The 17,831-nt window shown below is 34.8% G+C and carries 15 protein-coding genes; 14 read left to right on the plus strand and 1 reads right to left on the minus strand.

The features are described from left to right. The 6 genes from FFM55_RS07025 (at position 1) to FFM55_RS07050 (ending at position 6,395) form a co-directional block, all read left to right on the plus strand. Positions 1–1,872, plus strand: a complete 1,872-nt coding sequence (locus FFM55_RS07025) for a hypothetical protein (RefSeq protein ID WP_052348386.1) — start codon at positions 1–3, stop codon at positions 1,870–1,872. Positions 1,873–1,875: 3 nt separating this feature from the next. Continuing rightward, positions 1,876–2,565 carry an EAL domain-containing protein gene (locus tag FFM55_RS07030; RefSeq protein ID WP_137600774.1) on the plus strand — a complete coding sequence of 230 codons (690 nt, stop codon included), beginning with the start codon at positions 1,876–1,878 and terminating at the stop codon, positions 2,563–2,565. A gap of 8 nt (positions 2,566–2,573) precedes the next feature. Continuing rightward, entirely contained in the window at positions 2,574–3,734 is a 1,161-nt protein-coding gene (locus FFM55_RS07035; RefSeq protein WP_042492588.1) for a GGDEF domain-containing protein, read from the plus strand. 53 nt (positions 3,735–3,787) lie between these two features. Then, positions 3,788–4,423: a Rossmann-fold NAD(P)-binding domain-containing protein gene (locus FFM55_RS07040; RefSeq protein ID WP_042492590.1), complete on the plus strand. Its 636-nt coding sequence runs from the start codon at positions 3,788–3,790 to the stop codon at positions 4,421–4,423. A 19-nt stretch (positions 4,424–4,442) separates the two neighbouring features. Beyond that, positions 4,443–5,246 carry a type I methionyl aminopeptidase gene (map, locus tag FFM55_RS07045; RefSeq protein ID WP_042492592.1) on the plus strand — a complete coding sequence of 268 codons (804 nt, stop codon included), beginning with the start codon at positions 4,443–4,445 and terminating at the stop codon, positions 5,244–5,246. Between the two features lie 132 nt (positions 5,247–5,378). Next, complete coding sequence (locus FFM55_RS07050) at positions 5,379–6,395, plus strand: zinc-dependent alcohol dehydrogenase family protein (protein WP_042492594.1); 1,017 nt, start codon at positions 5,379–5,381, stop codon at positions 6,393–6,395. Positions 6,396–6,505: 110 nt separating this feature from the next. Here the strand turns inward: FFM55_RS07050 and FFM55_RS07055 are convergent, their stop codons facing one another. Then, positions 6,506–8,419 (minus strand): sucrose-specific PTS transporter subunit IIBC, encoded by a 1,914-nt coding sequence (locus FFM55_RS07055; RefSeq protein ID WP_042492596.1) that lies wholly within the window; start codon positions 8,417–8,419, stop codon positions 6,506–6,508. A gap of 233 nt (positions 8,420–8,652) precedes the next feature. Here FFM55_RS07055 and FFM55_RS07060 point away from each other — a divergent pair, with 233 nt between their 5' ends. From FFM55_RS07060 to FFM55_RS07095, 8 genes are all read left to right on the plus strand, one after another. Next, positions 8,653–10,125, plus strand: a complete 1,473-nt coding sequence (locus FFM55_RS07060) for a sucrose-6-phosphate hydrolase (RefSeq protein WP_137600775.1) — start codon at positions 8,653–8,655, stop codon at positions 10,123–10,125. Positions 10,126–10,186: 61 nt separating this feature from the next. Next, positions 10,187–11,170 (plus strand): LacI family DNA-binding transcriptional regulator, encoded by a 984-nt coding sequence (locus tag FFM55_RS07065; RefSeq protein WP_042492602.1) that lies wholly within the window; start codon positions 10,187–10,189, stop codon positions 11,168–11,170. Positions 11,171–11,480: 310 nt separating this feature from the next. Continuing rightward, a complete protein-coding gene (gene treR / locus FFM55_RS07070; protein ID WP_042492604.1) occupies positions 11,481–12,188 on the plus strand; it encodes a trehalose operon repressor in 708 nt (235 codons plus the stop codon). Between the two features lie 17 nt (positions 12,189–12,205). Continuing rightward, positions 12,206–12,694 carry a PTS sugar transporter subunit IIA gene (locus tag FFM55_RS07075; RefSeq protein WP_042492606.1) on the plus strand — a complete coding sequence of 163 codons (489 nt, stop codon included), beginning with the start codon at positions 12,206–12,208 and terminating at the stop codon, positions 12,692–12,694. Between the two features lie 17 nt (positions 12,695–12,711). Beyond that, positions 12,712–14,226 (plus strand): PTS transporter subunit EIIC, encoded by a 1,515-nt coding sequence (locus tag FFM55_RS07080; RefSeq protein ID WP_042492608.1) that lies wholly within the window; start codon positions 12,712–12,714, stop codon positions 14,224–14,226. A 24-nt stretch (positions 14,227–14,250) separates the two neighbouring features. After that, the gene (locus FFM55_RS07085; RefSeq protein ID WP_137600776.1) at positions 14,251–16,557 is read left to right on the plus strand and encodes a glycoside hydrolase family 65 protein; all 2,307 of its coding nucleotides are present in this window, start codon (positions 14,251–14,253) and stop codon (positions 16,555–16,557) included. 6 nt (positions 16,558–16,563) lie between these two features. Next, positions 16,564–17,235 carry a beta-phosphoglucomutase gene (gene pgmB / locus FFM55_RS07090; protein WP_042492612.1) on the plus strand — a complete coding sequence of 224 codons (672 nt, stop codon included), beginning with the start codon at positions 16,564–16,566 and terminating at the stop codon, positions 17,233–17,235. Positions 17,236–17,440: 205 nt separating this feature from the next. Next, entirely contained in the window at positions 17,441–17,758 is a 318-nt protein-coding gene (locus tag FFM55_RS07095; RefSeq protein WP_042492614.1) for a SemiSWEET family transporter, read from the plus strand. Positions 17,759–17,831 lie beyond the last annotated feature (73 nt).

The raw sequence follows: 17,831 nt of genomic DNA on the forward strand, positions 1-17,831 counted from the left end.
ATGATTGTATTAGCATCATTATTTTTTTGCCTGGCGACAGGGGGGTATCGACAATTAGCGATGTTTTTAGGTAGCAACCGCTACCTTTCTTGGTTATTAGCAATTATTATACAAAGTATGATGGTGTATTTGGCTGCTTTAATAGGACAATTAAAATTTGGCATTTGGCTTACGTTTCTATTAGGGATGCTATTATTCCTTAGCACTTTTATTAAAAATGTGTGTAGTCGTGAAACTACTATTAAATTACACGTATTTGATGCGTGGTTTATTATATTTGGCTTTTTAATGATAATTGCTCTTTATCATAGTTCTTTGATACACTATGATAATTTTTCACACTGGGCCACAATCGTTAAATATTTAACTTTCGTTGGTCAGTTACCAGATGCACACCAAAATTTGGTTACCTTCACAGATTATCCACCAGCTACGGCAATGTTTTTAACTTATATTACGTCAATAGTTGGTTATCATGAAGGCATTTTGCTGATTGGGCAGTTTATGATGATATGGGCAAGCGCTTATGCTTTATTTGGTGGTTTAAGAGATCCTAAACGAGCAGTTATAACAGCGTCATTACTTACAATTATTAGCTTACTTAATATATTTAACATTGCTATTCGTATGAACAATTTATTGGTCGATTTTTTACTAGCTTTGTTGGCTGCTACTGGTATGGTAGCAGTATATTGTGAAAAAAAGAAACCAAAATTACAAAGTATGAGCGTTATTTTAATTGTTAATTTTTTATTGTTAACAAAGAGTTCAGCAATTTACTTTGGTATTTTGATTTTAGTGTATTTTGCAATTACTCGTTTTAAAGAAATGTCGCTAAAAGTTAATAAAATAAAAACGATATTTACAGTGATTTGTCATATTATTGTGACAATCTTACTGAGCTTTTTAGGATGGATGTATTGGCGTTTACATGTGGCACATGTATTTACAGCAGCATCTAAACATGCTTTAAATTTACAAGCATATGAAAATCAAGTAAGTCATGAATCACAGAATACTAAATTACTAATTATTAAAAAAATTGTGGCATATTTGTTCAATGTTGATACGTTATTTTTTAAAGGATTTTTGTTAATCAATGTTGCGTTATTAGTAACATGGGGAATTATACGTTTCTTATTACATAAGAAAAGTTTTAGTTTTAAAATGTTGTTCATTACAAATGGTATTATTTTACTTTATATTATTGGTGTTTTAGTGATGTTTTTGGTGTCAATGCCATATAATGAAGCGATCACTTTAGCAGGTATTGACCGATATTTATCAACAATCATTGTATTCAGTATTACGACAGCAGGATTAGTTATACTAAATGATTGCGATTTAGCCTCGTTCCAACCAGATATCTTATTAAGAGATGCTAAGAATTTTGCATCTCTGAGAACGAAACAATTATATCAAGAAACTACCTTTATTTTGATATTAATAGCAAGTGTTTTAATGTTGTCAGAAATTAATGGTATTAATTTTAATGCGCGTGAATCGCGTCAAGCATTGCCAGTTAAGCTTCATGAAATGTTGCCAAACCAAATTAAATTTAATCATAAAAAAATATTGTTAGTTGACGTTAATGCATCTGATGTTGCTAATAGTTATACACAATTTGTAGGACGCTATTACATGTTTAATGATCAAGTTATCGGTCGTGAAGCTTTTGATATGTCAACTAGTAAATTTAAAGACTTAGTATCACAGTATGATTATATTGTGATACCAGAAAAACACCAAACATTTTCGCTATTGGCTAAAAGAGCGTATCATCAAAAAATAGGTGCAGGTATATATAAGTCAAATCCAGATAACTTACAAATTGTTTCTGCTAAAAAATATATGAATGAGGTAAATGAATAAAAAATGGGTGATTTTTATTTTGTGGGTCAACAAATAATTGATGCTAAGTCACGTGAAGTACGTGAAGTAGAGTTATTGTTACGTGCTACTAATAAGGTTGGCTTTCCAGAACAAGAATTTCACAATTTATTAAATTCGTCACTTAAACAATATCAAGCATATTTAAAAGATTTAAACAATGAATTGATGTATTTGTGGGATAAGTACCCAACCTGTCAATTTAGTTTAAATTTTACTCAACAAGAATTAGAGTTTCCAGTATTGTTAACCTATTTAAAGTCGATTAATACTAATATGCGTGCTCGCATGATGATTGAAATAACAGAACAAGCGCCAAATAAAAAGTATACAGAGTATTCAGATAATATTAATGTTAGCATGTTCAAAAAAATACATGATTTAGGCTATAAAATTGCTTTAGATGACATTATGCAAGGTAATAATTCACTTGGTAATTTTATGCTAGTAAGGCCTTATATTTCACGAATAAAATGGTCATTTACTAATGGTGGTCATTATTTAAATCAGCAACAAATCTATTGGATAATTAAGCTGCTTAGAAGTTTAACTTGTGAAAAAGGTATTTCATTGGTCGTTGAAGGTGTGGAAGAAGAAATGATTTCATATTGGTTATTAACAATGAATGTGCACCAACAACAAGGATTTTTATTTGCAAAACCTGCAAAATTATAGGGGAATCTATGACAGATATATTTGATGTGTTGATTACACAATGTAATGCGTTATTTATTATTTTAGCTACAGTAGCAATTGATTTTATTTTAAGGCCATGGTTTGCAACATCTAAATATTCACGATTTTTAATGAAAACAGTCATGGCCTTCAGAATACTAAATCCGTGCTTAGCAATGCTTATTGTGACGGTTACGTTTTTACAACGTGACACTATTTTTGATAAATTAACCAGTATTAGTGTTGGCGTAGCTATGTTCTTTTATTTTTCATCTTTATTAAGGAAAAAATGGTTTATCAATTTAAATAATTTGTTAGTGATGCTTATTTTTTTAAGTTGTGTATATGGTAATATACCGACTGCTTCTAATGGACATGAACAATTTTTGTTATTAATTTCAATTTTGGGCACTTACACGCTACTTATTATTAATTATTTTCGCTTTGATTATGAGATCATGGTGGTTAAATGGCAACTAACGTCTTTTAAATTTATTATTATATATAGTATGGGATGGTGGAGTATATTTTTGGTTGATACAAATTTAACTTTAAAAATGTACATTGGACAGGTTCTATTATCTATTGTCTACATCATAGTTATTATATTTATGGATAAGGGAATTAATAAGCAACTACAAATAAAGCTACGTGAAATTGCACAGGATTTTTTAACGGGTATAGGTGATAGAACGATATTTGAACGTGAACTAACAAAATTATTTAATAATAATGATAAAACTAATAATCATTTGGTTTTATTTGATATTGATCGATTTAAGCAAATTAATGATGAATATGGACATTCAATGGGAGATTCTGCTTTAAGAATCGTATCGCAAACTGTAATAGATGAACTAGATGTACTACAGTTAGACGAAAATTTTTTTAGAGTGGGTGGTGAGGAATTTGCACTCTTATTTTCAGGATTAAACAAGCAAAAAGTTATACATACCGTTAGTAAAATCAGGGATAGCATTAATCAATTAGATTTAATAAATACTAATGATAAACCAATCAAAATAACACTATCGATAGGTATTGCAAAGTGTAGTCAAACGGATCAAGACAAACAAACACTGTATAAGCGAGTTGACAGTTATCTCTATATTGCTAAAAATACGGATAAAAATTTAATTAATTATGAAGGTGAAAACATCAATGAATAATTCATGTTTTCTTTCATTAGCGTTAAGTTATTATTATAAAGGAGAATTTGCTTATGAAAATAACAATCATGGGTGGCACTGGTTATCTGGGACAGGGAATTTTAGCTGGTTTCGTTAATAGTAAATATAATCATGAATTAATTAGTCTGTCTCGTTCAGGAATGGGGAATAAGCAGAATTTAGTTATGCCAGTTTCCTATTTAGCAGTTGATTTTAGTCATGATGGTAATTGGCAATCCGTCGTCACTACTTCAGATATAGTCATTGATTGTGTGGGAATTTTAATACCTAGTAAACGTAAACAAACGTCTTATGAAAAAAATAGTATTGAGCCTGCTAAAAAAGTAATTGATCAATTACAGGTAAAAACGGACAAAACAAAATTTATTTTTATTGCTGCTAATAATGCACCACGATTATTAGATGATTACTTAAAAGCAAAGCAAGAAGTGATTGATTATGGTCAAAAAAAGTTAGATAATCGATTTATAGCAGTTTATCCAGGAATGGTTTACGACTTACAACGATTGGGTAATTTTATACCGGGTATATTGTTAAATATTGCCATCAATGGCTTTAAAATACCCTTTTTAAAAAAGTATCGACCAGTTAAAAGAAGTGTTTTTAGTCAAGAAATTGTAAAAATAGCGGCTGGTCAATCAAGTCCGTTAACCAAAATTATAAGATAATTACTCAAGGAGAAATATATTGATTACTTTAAAATCCAATAGGGAAATATCAGGAATGGCTCATTCTGGTCAGATTTTAGCAGGTGCTCATCTAGCATTACGTGATAAAATTCATGTTGGCATGGATACTTGGGAGATTGAAGAAATTGTCAATCAATACATTTTGGACCATGATGCGACCCCTTCAGAGAAGGGATTTGAAGGTTATAAATATGCAACATGTATTAGTATCAATAATGAAGTAGCGCATGCAACGCCACGTAAAGGCTTGAAACTAAAAAATCATGACATTGTTACCGTTGACTTTTGTGTGAATTGGCATGGTTATGAAAGTGATTCAGCCTGGACATATGTTGTTGGTGAAAGTACACCAGAAATTGACCATTTAATGGATGTGACACTTAAAGCTTTGTATTTGGGTATTGATCAAGCTCAAGTTGGTAATCGCTTAGGTGATATTGGGTTTGCTATTCAAGATTTTGTTGAAAATAAAAATCATATGGGTGATGTCCGTGATTTGATTGGTCATGGGATTGGCCCCACTATGCACGAAGAGCCTAATGTCTTTCATTATGGTGTTCCCCATAAAGGATTGCGTTTAAAAGCTGGTATGGTAATTACCATTGAGCCAATGGTAAATGCTGGTGGTGATTGGGAAATTAGAACTGAAGTTGTTCCGGAAACGGGTTGGGAATACTATGTTTCAGCTGATGATAGTTTATCAGCTCAATACGAACATACGTTAGCAATTACGAATGATGGACCAAAGATTTTGACGTCACAAGATCCGATTATGGATGCTAAATATTTGTGGCAAGATTAATATTTTTGATAGACTGGCAGCCGGCTGCCAGTCTATTTTTTATTCAAAAAAATTCAATAAAAAAGTTTGTTATAATATGAGTAAGCGTTTACAATATAGTGAGGGACATTTATATACAAAGGAGAATTTATCATGGAAGCACTTGTTTTAACAGATATTAAAAAATTAGAAGTTGAAGAGATTGATCGACCAAATGTTTTACCTGATGAGGTTTTGATTCATACTGCTTTTGCTGGTATTTGTGGTACTGATCATGCATTATATGCTGGATTACCAGGTTCGACAGACGCAGTACCACCAATTATCTTGGGTCATGAAAACTCAGGTGTTGTGGCTGAGGTTGGGGATGCAGTCACAAATGTAAAAGTTGGTGATCGTGTAACTGTTGATCCTAATATTTATTGTGGTCAATGCAAATTTTGTCGTACTGGACGTCCAGAATTATGCGAAAACTTGTCAGCCGTTGGCGTAACACGTGATGGGGGCTTCGCTGATTACTTTACTGCACCAGCATCTGTTGTTTATCAAATACCAGATAATGTGTCACTGAAATCTGCATCAGTTGTGGAACCAATTTCATGTGCCGTTCATGGTATTAAGTTATTGAAGGTATCTCCTTATCAAAAGGCTTTGGTAATTGGAGATGGCTTTATGGGTGAATTATTTGTGCAATTACTACAAGCTTATGGTATTCACCAAGTAGATTTGGCTGGTATTGTCGACGAAAAGTTGGCTATGAACAAAGAAAAATTTGGTGTGACAAATACGTTCAATACCAATACAGGTGATGTTATTCCAGCAGAGTCTTATGATATTGTCATTGAAGCAGTGGGCATGCCACAAACACAAGAAGAGGCTATTGCAGCGGCAGCTCGTGGTGCACAAGTACTGATGTTTGGTGTTGGTGGCCCAGAGGCTAAATTTGAAATGAATACTTATGAAATTTTCCAAAAGCAATTGACAATTCAAGGATCATTTATCAACCCGAATAGTTTTGAGGATTCATTAGCATTGCTTTCATCTGGTAAGCTAAATGTTGAACCATTAATGTCACATGAATTGGATTATAAAACAGTTGATGATTTTGTGAATGGTAAATTGGGCGTTGTTTCAAAAGCAGTTGTCAAAGTAAACGGTGAAGAAGCTTAATCGATTATAATGATGTTATCTAAAAAGACCAATGAATTTTGTACTAGTCCCTGTCAACTTGATTGGGACTAGAGCATTTAATCATTGGTCTTTTTGTTATATTTAAATTTTTAAGGTGTCACAATAACGAATTGTTCACCATGTTCAATATCACCGTTACCAAGACGAGCGACATTATTAAAGTCAGTTGTATTTGTTATAGCTGTGATAACAGTTGTGTCATAATCAGCTGCAGCAACCTTGTTGATATCAAAACTACCTAATTGATCACCAACGTTAATATGTTGACCTTGTGTGACATTCGTTTCAAAAAATTGTCCCTTTAAATTAACAGTATCAATACCTAAATGGATTAGAACTTCAATGCCATTATCGCCTTTAATACCATAGGCGTGGTTTGTTTCATAAACAACCGTCAAAGTACCTGTAATAGGCGCATAAATGTTATTTTCAGTTGGCACAATTGCACCACCGTCACCCATTAGTTTAGAAGAAAATACAGCATCATTGACATCACTGAGGTCAGTTGCAACACCTGAAACGGGAGCTGCTACGATTTCATCACCATCATTAACGATTGTAGTTGGTGCGATATCATCTGAAACAGGAGCACTAACACCATCAATAACGGCCATTTTAGCACTATTCTTCTTACCATATAAGTATGTTAGTGAAAATGCAACTGCGAAAGAAACAACTTCACAAAGTAGATAGGCTGGGATAGATGTTGCATTAATTGATAGGAATCCTAGGAACCCAGCTGATCCTAGTGAAACAGCAATGACATGCATGAAGCCAGCTAGAGCTGCTGCAACACCTGAACCAATTAAGGCGCAAAAGAATGGGAATTTGTATTTTAAATTAACACCAAATAGCGCAGGCTCGGTAATCCCTAATAAGGCAGACACAGTTGCAGAAGACGATAAACCTTTCATCTTTTTATTCTTGGTTAGTGCGAAAACACCAAATGTTGCAGCACCTTGGGCAACATTGGCCATTGAAGCAACAACGAAGATAAAATCGCCATAACCAGTATGGTTTTGAGTAAATGCACTAATTAATTGAGTCTCAATAGCAGGGAAACTTTGATGCAAGCCGGTAAGAACAATTGGTGAATATAGTAAACCAAAAATACCAGTACCCACAAAACCAAGTGCACCATAGATAAATACGATGCCATCAGTAATGCCATCTGATAGTAAACGCATGACCGGTCCAACAACGACGAATGTTAAAAAGCCGGTCACCATTAATGAAATTAACGGCGTAAAAGTAAAGTCAACGGCTGATGGTAATTTTTTGTGCAAAAATTTTTCAACAATTGACAAAATGTAAACAGCAGCCAAGACTGGAATAACTTGGTAGTAATAATTATTTTGAGAGACTGCTAACCCAAAAATATCCCAATTATGGTTTGCAACTAAATCAGGTGACACCATAATCATTGCTAAAGCAGCACCTAAATATTGGTTAGCGCCAAAGCGTTTGGCTGCAGAGATTCCAACCAAAATAGGCATAAAAATAAATGGTGCAGCAGACATTAATTGAATCATGGCTGATAAGCCTTGAATAGCAGGTAGTGTCTCAACTAATGCTTTTGGTCCGAATAATCCTTCAGAAGTTAAGAAATTATTTAGAGCCATTAATAGACCACCAGCGACTAAGGCTGGAATGATTGGTACAAAAATATCAGATAATAGCTTAATAAAGGCCATAATAGGATTAAATTTTTTATTACCTTGCGCCAAATCTTTCAATTCCTCAGTCGAAACAGGTGATACATTTGCGATTTTGATTAATTCATCGTAAACATTATTAACATCACCTGGTCCAATAATGATTTGATACTGACCGTTTGTTTTAAACGTTCCTTTAACATCATCATTATTGTCTAATGCGTCTTGTTTGATTTTTCCCTCATCTTTAATGACTAAACGTAAACGTGTTGCACAGTGTGCAGCGGCAGCAAAATTGTCTTTACCTACAGCATCAACAATTTCATTAGCAACTTTTTTATGATCCATTTTTTTACTCCTCATTGGATATTTGAAAGCGGTTTCTTTAATTGCTACATACCTAGAATACCGCATTTATTTTATATGTCAAACGATTGACATTAATTTTTCAAAATTATTTAAATGGCTTATTTAATAGCAATATAAGAATGTCAAACGATTGACATTTATTTTTATTTAACTTATTTTATAAGTGATAGATTTTAATGAAAAATTCACGTCACAAAAAGGAGAGCCTTAGTATGGCATGGACGAGAGAACAACGTTATCAAGATTATTCGAATTATTCAGAAACTTTGATTGATGGCTTAGAAAAGCAAGCAGATACATCACGGTACAAGCCCAAATTTCATATTAGTCCTAAATCTGGTTTATTAAATGATCCCAATGGGTTTTCATTTTTTGATGGTCAATGGCATGTGTTTTATCAAGCATTTCCTTTTGGACCGGTTCATGGATTAAAATCGTGGGTGCATTGTACTTCTGATGATTTAGTTCATTGGCATAATTTAGGAGTAGCATTACCAGCAGGTGATCGCTATGATTTACATGGTGCTTACTCAGGTTCAGCACAAGTTATTGGTGATCGTCTATTCTTAATGTACACTGGAAATGTTCGCACGCAAGATTGGCAACGAAAAAGTTATCAAAATGGTGCCTGGATGGATAAAGATAATCAGGTTACAAAGGTAACGAAACCCTTAATTGAGCAACCCGCTTACGTCACTGATCACTTTAGAGATCCGCAATTATTAAAAGTTAATCACGAATATTATGCATTAATTGGTGCACAGGATAAGCAAACGTTGCAAGGTGAAATGTCACTTTTTCAATCAAGTGATTTGAAAACTTGGCATGATAGGGGGTATGTTAAGCACAATTTAAATAATTTGGGTTATATGGTTGAATGTCCTAATTTAATTGATGTTGATAATAAAAAAGTTTTAATTTTTTGTCCACAAGGATTGCCACAAAATGAATTAGCAACAGCTAATATTTATCCAAATGTTTATGCAATTAGTGATCATTTTGATTTTGAACAAAATATTTTCCAAGCAGATAGTAATAAGATGGTGCAATTAGATGATGGCTTTGACGTTTATGCTAGTCAGGCCTTTAATGCACCAGATGGGAGTGCTTATTTGATTAGTTGGATTGGACTACCAGAAATTACGTATCCAACGGACCAAGAAAATTGGGCGCACTGTCTAAGTCTTGTAAAACAATTAAAAATTATTGATGGTAAACTTTATCAAAAGCCCGTTGCTGCAATGGCAAAATTACGAGATAATGAACAAATTTTGCCGAAAAAGGAGCGTGTATTAGTTGAAAATGCAGGACAACAATACGAACTAAAGTTAACGCTAGGTGCTAATCAAATAGGTAATTTACTTTTAGCAAGCGATGGTACAACAGAACATGCACTGCAATTGAAGTTTGACACGACAGAAGGTTATTTGTTGGTTGATCGAGCAAATGTTGGGGAAAAATTTGCCACAGAATTTGGTGAGCAACGCCAGATTGGCTTAACGCCAAATAAATCCTTGACTTTGGATATTTTTGTTGATCATTCAGTTTGTGAAATATTTGTTAATGGTGGTCAAAAAGTGATGACTTTACGTTATTTTGCAGAAAATACGCATACAACGATAGCCTTTTCAAATGAAGAAATAAGAGATTATTCGGGTCAATATTTTACACTTCAGGATATGTAAGCGTTATTTTTTTGGTACAATGGATAAATAGAATTTATTTGTTCAAAAAGGATGTGTCATTGTGAAACCAAAATTATCAGATGTTGCTAAAGAAGCAGGCGTATCGCCGACAACTGTATCACGGGTGATTAATAATCATGGTTATTTAAGTGCACAAACAAAACAAAATGTTTTTGATGCAATGGAAAAATTGCATTATCAACCAAATTCATTGGCGCGTTCATTAAAAGGGAAAAAGACACGGATTATTGGACTCATTTTTCCTGGCATTACAAATCCGTTTTTTTCTGAGTTAATTGAGAAACTTGAAAAGAGTTTGTTTTTGCAAGGATATAAAGTTATTCTTTGCAATTCAGCAGATGATATTGAAAAAGAACGTGATTATTTGAAAATGCTATTAGCTAATCAAGTCGATGGTATTATTACGGGTGCACACAATTTAGGGATTATGGAATATCAAAATACCAATCTGCCGATTATTTCATTTGACAGACGCTATGCTGATAAAATGCCGACGATTAGTAGTGATAATTTGCAGGGGGGTATTTTAGCAACACAAACGTTATATGATGCTGGTGCCCGTCATATTTACTTTATGGGGAATCCTGATCAAAAAGGAAATCCAACTGACAAACGATTACAAGGATATTATCAACAAATGGATTTTTTAGGATTGGATCGTCATGTATTTCCAATTTATTTTGATGATACACCAATGATTAAACAAACATCTATTAAACGTTTATTAGAACAAGGGCAGGCTGATGGCATCGTTTGTTCTGATGACTTAACTGCTATTTTGGTATTACAAGTTGCAGCAATGCTTAAAATAAAAGTACCTGATAAGTTAAAAGTTATTGGTTATGATGGTACTGATTTTATGCGTACCTATTTTCCTGATTTAACAACGATTGTTCAACCGTTAGACGATATTGTTATGATGTTGGTTAAGATGTTAATACGGCGAATCGATAATGGTAATCAACCAATTGATGAAGGGGATTTTGTTCTACCGGTTTCATTGTATCGTGGGACTACAATTTAAACGACATTAACTAGAAAAACAGAAAAACACCACCTAATTGTTTAAGAATTCCAACAATTAGGTGGTGTTTTATACTATCTATGGCAAATTTTTATAGAAATCATAAAGGCTAGTCGAACGAAATTAGCATCATATGCTAATTTTATTTTGTAAGCAAATGTAATCAGATAAAAAACCTGACTAGCCCGGGAAATCATTACTAATCAAAACACTGTGTAACCTGACTAGTCCTGTTTTATAATCGTTGATGCGTCAACGTTGAAAACGATTTCATTGTTAGATAGAATAAAGATGTTGAAAGGGGGAACAAATGGAAAAATATCAAAAAATCTATCAAGATTTATTAAAGGATCTGCATAATCAAGTTTATTTGCCGGGTGACTTTCTACCCAGTGATGGCAAGTTGGTCATGCGTTATAAAGTATCGCGTGAAACTGTTAGAAAGGCAGTTAAATCTTTGGCAAATGACGGTTATGTGCAAAGATTGCCTGGTAAAGGGTCTGTTGTTCTAGATCGAAAGCACTTTGTGTTCCCTGTTTCAACGCTTGAAAGTTATCGTGAAATGGTGTCACAAGCTAACTTAAATGCTAGCAATGATGTCATTAGTATTGAGCCAGATGTTGAGATTCCTGAAAATTTAACTTTATCTGAGTCTTCAATATTGGCAACTTTAGTGGAAAGACGTCGACGAGTAGATGGTGAAGCCACTGTCTTAGATTATGATTACGTTAATCAAGAGACAGTCGCAACAGTGCCTTATGATGCAGCACAAAACTCATTGTTTGACTACTTTGAAAATCAATTGGGCTTACAAATAGATTATGCAATTAAGCGGATGACTGTTGAAAAAAGCAATCTGCGTGACCGTCAACTTTTACAAGTTGATGAAAAAATGGCTATGGTTGTTATTCGTAGTGAAACTCGATTAGCGGATAATCGTATTTTGTCATATACGGAGTCACGACATCGTGCTGATCGCTTTACAAGTGTTGAATTTGCAAGACGGCGTAAGGTATAACGAGGAGGATATTATTCATGTTTGGATTTGGCAAGAAAAAAGTTGTTGAAAATGATGTTAATTTATATGCACCAGTAACAGGAGAATTAATTAATTTAGAAAATGTTTCTGATCCTGTCTTTGCCGGTAAGATGATGGGTGATGGGTTTGCAGTCGAACCAAATAGTGGGAATGTTGTGTCACCAGTTGCTGGTGAAGTGACACTACAACAAGGACACGCAGTTGGTATTAAGCGTGTTGATGGACTTGAAATTTTAGTTCATATCGGTATTGATACGGTGTCATTAAATGGTGCACCATTTGCTCCACAAGTAAAAGTTGGGGACATTGTTTCAGGTGGTGATACCTTGTCAGTAGTTGATTGGCAGAGTATTGAAACTGCCCAGTTACCTAAGACGACAATGGTATTAATTACTAACTCAGCAGATAAGCTAGATAACTTGACGACAAATGTTGGTTCAGTTACGGCGGGTGAACAAGTTGGTCAAGCAATTGCCATCAATTAATTGAGGAGGAAATACTCATGGCAAAACAAGATTATGATGCATTAGCAAAGGACATTATCACAAACGTTGGTGGTAAAGAAAACGTTGATAAAGTTATTCACTGTATCACACGTTTACGTTTTTATTTAAAAGATGAAAAGAAAGCTGATTCAGCAGCAATTTCAGATTTAGATGGGGTCGCAGGTGCAGTTTACAATTCACAGTTGGGCCAATACCAAGTTGTTATTGGACAGGCTGTTGAAGATGTGTACGACAAAGTTATCGATCAATTGGGTGATGATGTTGTCGATGCAGAAGCAACTGAAGCAGCGGTTGAAGCAACTGGCGGTGCCACAGGTGGTTCTAATAAACCTAAAGGATTTTTTGGCACAATTAAGTATGGATTCCAGTTGCTAATTGGTACCATTACTGGTTCAATGATGCCGGTTATTGGTTTATTGGCAGCTTCTGGTATCTTAAAAGGATTTTTGACGTTATTTACATTTAATTTGGGTTGGATTGATGAATCATCAACCACATACCAAATTATTAATACAATGGGTGATTCAACCTTCTACTTCTTGCCTATTTTAGTTGGTTATACTGCTGCTAAGCAGTTGAAGTCGGATCCAATTATTGTCGCAGCGATTGCAGGTGTGTTAGTGCACCCAACGATGGTTGATTTAGGTGCTAAGACTTCAAAGAATTTCACTGAGTTTTTAGGTGTAACGATGAATGCAACTTTCTTGGGGCTACCAATTCACATTCCATCTTACACATATTCAATTTTCCCAATTATCTTTGCGGCTTGGTTAGCTCGTCCAGTTGGAAACTGGTTTAAGAAAGTTTTGCCACTAAGCCTTCGTTCAATTTTCCAGCCATTATTTACGTTATTCATTGTTTCAATGGTTGTCTTGGTCGTTGTTGGACCGGTTATCACTTTGATTTCATCAGGATTGGCAGCATTTATTAATTGGATTGTAACGTTAAACCAAGCAATTGCTGGTTTGTTGATTGGTGGTCTTTACCAAGTATTAGTTATTTTCGGTCTACATTGGATGATTGTGCCACTTATTTCTAACGATATTGCCCAAACTGGTCATTCAGTTTTGAATGGTTTGATTAACTTTACAATGATTGCACAAGGTGCTGGTGCTTTGGCAGTCTGGGCTAAGTCAAAGATTACAAATATTAAGAGTTTGGCATTAGCTGGTGCACTATCTGGATTTGCTGGTGTTACTGAACCAGCCATGTACGGTATTAATTTGAAGTACGGTCGTGTTTTCTGGATGGCAAACATTGGTGGTGCTGTCGGTGGTTTGATTGCTGGATTGTTTAAGGTTGATATGTTTGGTTTCACTGGTTCATGGATTGGTTTCCCATCATTCTTCTCAAAGACAAATCCAAATAACATTTGGTATTTCGTAATCGCTGGAGTTGTCACAACAGTTGTGTCATTCATCGCTGTTTACTTCTGGGGATTCAAGGATTCTGATGTAAAGGCTGCTAAGGAAGCTGAACAAAAGAATGTGTTCAAGGACGCAGTTCAATAATTAATTCAAATAAAGGAGTTATAGATGAGTCAAAATAATTGGCAATTAGTTTATGATAATTTAACAGATGGTGTTAGGTCATATGGCGAAGAATCATTATTAACTTTAGGAAATGGTTATCTTGGTTGGCGTGGTGCTCCGGTAATGACATCTTATAGTGACGATCATTATCCAGGACTATATGTTGCTGGAATATTTAATCAAACAACAACGCCGGTAGCAGGGCGTGATGTGGTCAATGAAGATCTTGTTAATTTGCCTAATCCGCAATTGATTAATTTATTTGTCGATGATGAATTGGTCTCATTTGAACCAACGGCACGTGAATCGATCTTACACTTTGACACTGGTCTGTTGTCAGAAAAATTCACGTTACCAACTGCTAAAGGTGATTTGATTTTAGAAACTCAAAAAGTTGTTAATCCATATAAGATGCATCAATTAGCACTTAATATTTCAATTTCAGGAGATTTTAATGCCGATGTGACAGTGCAAGCTGTTATTGATGGTACTGTTGAAAATAAAAACGTTAAGCGTTATCGTGATTTTGAATCGCGTGAGTTCGATGTTACCGATATGACGGATAGTGTCTTAACTGCACAGACAAAACAATCAAAGATTATTTTAGCAGTTGGCGCAAAAACAACTAGTGGTGATGCAGAATTTGTATCAACACAGGCAGATAATCAAATTGTGACACAAGCGCAATTTAAATTAACACCAGATAGTGTCATAAATATCGATCGCATCATTGGTGTTGCAACTAGTTATGAAGAAGATAATCCGGTTGAGGTTGTTACGCAACAATTGACGGATACGTTTGCTGATATTAAAGCAGATGTGCAAAAGTATTGGCAAGGTGTATGGCAAGATAATGACATCGTGTTAGATAGCGATGATGCAGATTTGCAACGTATGATTCGTATGAACATTTTTCATATGCATCAATCGGCACAACATAATGCTAATCAATATTTGGATGCTTCTGTTGGTTCGCGAGGATTAACAGGTGAGGGCTATCGAGGTCATATTTTCTGGGATGAAATTTTCGTTGTACCTTATTTAGCTGCTAATGATCCAGCGGCAGCTAAGGATATCTTGAAGTATCGACTAACACGTTTGCATGGCGCACAGTTAAATGCACAATCAGAGGGCGAAGTTGGTGCAATGTACCCTTGGCAATCTGGTATGACTGGTGACGAACAAGCACAAATTATTCACTTAAATACTGTAAATAATAAATGGGATGCTGATAATTCCCGCTTGCAACGTCATGTATCGTTAGCCATAGTTTATAATCTTTGGATTTACGTGCAAATGACTGGGGATGAAAGCATCTTACGTGAAGGTGGTTTAGATGTTGTTGTTGAAACTTCAAAATTCTGGTTGAATAAAGCACAGTTAGAAGAAGATAATCGCTATCATATCGCTGGTGTGATGGGACCTGATGAATTCCATGAGGCTTATCCTAATTCAGAGACTGGTGGTATTAAAGACAACGCTTATACTAACTTGATGTTGACTTGGGCTTTGAACTGGTTACAAGAATTAGGTGCTAATCAACAGCTACCTGATATTGATCCATCCTTACTCGCAGAAGCGGAAGACGTTGCTAATAAGCTAGCCTTGGAAATTAATGAGGATGGTGTGATTGCACAATATGCAGGTTACTTTGATTTAAAGCCAGTTGATTTTGATGCCTATCGTGCTAAGTATACTGATATTCACCGAATTGATCGTTTGATGAAAGCGGAAGGATTATCACCAGATGATTATCAAGTCGCTAAGCAAACAGATTTGTTAATGACAATTTATAATTTAGGTCATCAACATATGTTGCAGTTAATTGAACAATTAGGCTATTCGGTACCAGAAAATTGGTTGCAAGTGAATAAAGATTACTATCTTGCTAGAACGGTACATGGTTCAACAACGTCACGACCTGTTTTCGCAGGGATTGATATAACGCTTGATAATAAGGAAGAAGCATTAGAATTCTTAACGACAGCAATCGGATCAGATTACTATGATATTCAGGGTGGAACAACAGCGGAAGGTATTCACATTGGTGTAATGGGTGAAACATTAGCAGTCGTTCAAAATGAATTTGGTGGTGTTAACCTACGTGATGGTGTTGTTGTCATTAATCCAAACTTACCAGTTGGTTGGCGACATCTATCATTTAAGCAACGCTTTCATGGAAACTTAATCGCAATAGATATTGTCCCAGGACAGGTAACAGTTGTAGCTGATCATGATATGGCTGTAACGGTTTACAAACAAAATGTCTACCTAAGTGCAAATGAACCTAAGTTAATTGAGGAGGTCTAGCGATAAATGACTAATTTTACAACAATTAAAGGTTTTGCGTTCGATATGGATGGCGTGTTAGCTGATACTGCAAAGTTTCATACTGTTGCTTGGCATCAAATTGCTGATGAGATAGGTACAACATGGACACCTGAACTGGCTGAAAGTTTAAAAGGCATTGATCGAATGGGTAGTTTGGCCTTAATTATGGCAGCTGGTGGTGTTGCAGAACAGTATGACCAAGCAGAACGTGAAAAATTAGCAGTTAAGAAAAACACACACTATCGAGAATTAATTTCAACATTGACGCCAGATGATATTTTGCCTGGAATGAAGTCTTTTTTGGATGAATTAAAAGCGGCTGGTTATCAGATGAGTGTTGCATCTGCATCAAAGAATGCGCCATTTATTATTGAACGATTAGGATTAGCGCATTATTTCCAGGCCGTAGTTGATCCAGCTTCGGTTACAGCAGGTAAACCTGATCCGGCAATATTTTCCGCAGCAGCAGATGTTTTACAACTACAACCAGCAGAGGTGATTGGTATTGAAGATTCATCAGCTGGTATTCAAAGTATTAATGCTGCTGGTGAAACAAGTGTTGGCATTGGTGATAAGAATGTTTTGCAAGAAGCTGACATTAATTTTGCGACGACGGCAGACGTCACGTTAACTGCAATTAAATCTGGTTGGCATTAAGTAATTAAATCTTATAAATTAAAAAATGGTAAATTGCTGATATATTGGTGATTTGCCATTTTTTAATCTGAATATTTTTGTTTTTTTTAGAATCATTGTGATGATAAATAATTATAATTATAGGAATTACCCTTGCATAATATCTAAATACGTCTATCATGAAATGCGAGCATTATTTTATCTGTAGGAGGAAATAAACGGAAAAATGAACAGCGAAACCGATAAATCTAGTGATAGACGGCGCTTTATTGATTCAAATAGGAGAGAGAAGGTAGTAAAGGTTATAAGTGAATTAGCAACGATTATGTGTGTGCTAATGTATGTCTCCTATATTGCCGAGATCAAAAGTAACCTAGCAGGTAATCCAGTTCCACTAAGTCAGCCGCTAACAATGATGTTAGATGCTATATTATGGACTGGATACGGTTGGTTAAAACAATATCGTGACTGGCCTTTGGTTATATCGAATGTGCCTGGTATATTATTTGGTATTGTCACTATTTTAACAATATACGTTCATTAAATTTAAATATAGATGATTAAAATACCTAATTACTATTACTCTTAGTCGTTAGGTATTTTATATTTGGTAATTT

The sequence above is a fragment of the Weissella sagaensis genome, assembly GCF_005405285.1.
GTDB classification, from domain to species: domain Bacteria; phylum Bacillota; class Bacilli; order Lactobacillales; family Lactobacillaceae; genus Weissella; species Weissella sagaensis.

Coding starts and splice junctions, on each gene's coding strand:
- FFM55_RS07025 (WP_052348386.1), top strand. CDS start 1: ATGATTGTATTAGCATCATTATTTTTTTGCCTGGCGACAGGGGGGTAT.
- FFM55_RS07030 (WP_137600774.1), top strand. CDS start 1,876: ATGGGTGATTTTTATTTTGTGGGTCAACAAATAATTGATGCTAAGTCA.
- FFM55_RS07035 (WP_042492588.1), top strand. CDS start 2,574: ATGACAGATATATTTGATGTGTTGATTACACAATGTAATGCGTTATTT.
- FFM55_RS07040 (WP_042492590.1), top strand. CDS start 3,788: ATGAAAATAACAATCATGGGTGGCACTGGTTATCTGGGACAGGGAATT.
- FFM55_RS07050 (WP_042492594.1), top strand. CDS start 5,379: ATGGAAGCACTTGTTTTAACAGATATTAAAAAATTAGAAGTTGAAGAG.
- FFM55_RS07055 (WP_042492596.1), bottom strand. CDS start 8,419: ATGGATCATAAAAAAGTTGCTAATGAAATTGTTGATGCTGTAGGTAAA.
- FFM55_RS07060 (WP_137600775.1), top strand. CDS start 8,653: ATGGCATGGACGAGAGAACAACGTTATCAAGATTATTCGAATTATTCA.
- treR (WP_042492604.1), top strand. CDS start 11,481: ATGGAAAAATATCAAAAAATCTATCAAGATTTATTAAAGGATCTGCAT.
- FFM55_RS07075 (WP_042492606.1), top strand. CDS start 12,206: ATGTTTGGATTTGGCAAGAAAAAAGTTGTTGAAAATGATGTTAATTTA.
- FFM55_RS07080 (WP_042492608.1), top strand. CDS start 12,712: ATGGCAAAACAAGATTATGATGCATTAGCAAAGGACATTATCACAAAC.
- FFM55_RS07085 (WP_137600776.1), top strand. CDS start 14,251: ATGAGTCAAAATAATTGGCAATTAGTTTATGATAATTTAACAGATGGT.
- pgmB (WP_042492612.1), top strand. CDS start 16,564: ATGACTAATTTTACAACAATTAAAGGTTTTGCGTTCGATATGGATGGC.
- FFM55_RS07095 (WP_042492614.1), top strand. CDS start 17,441: ATGAACAGCGAAACCGATAAATCTAGTGATAGACGGCGCTTTATTGAT.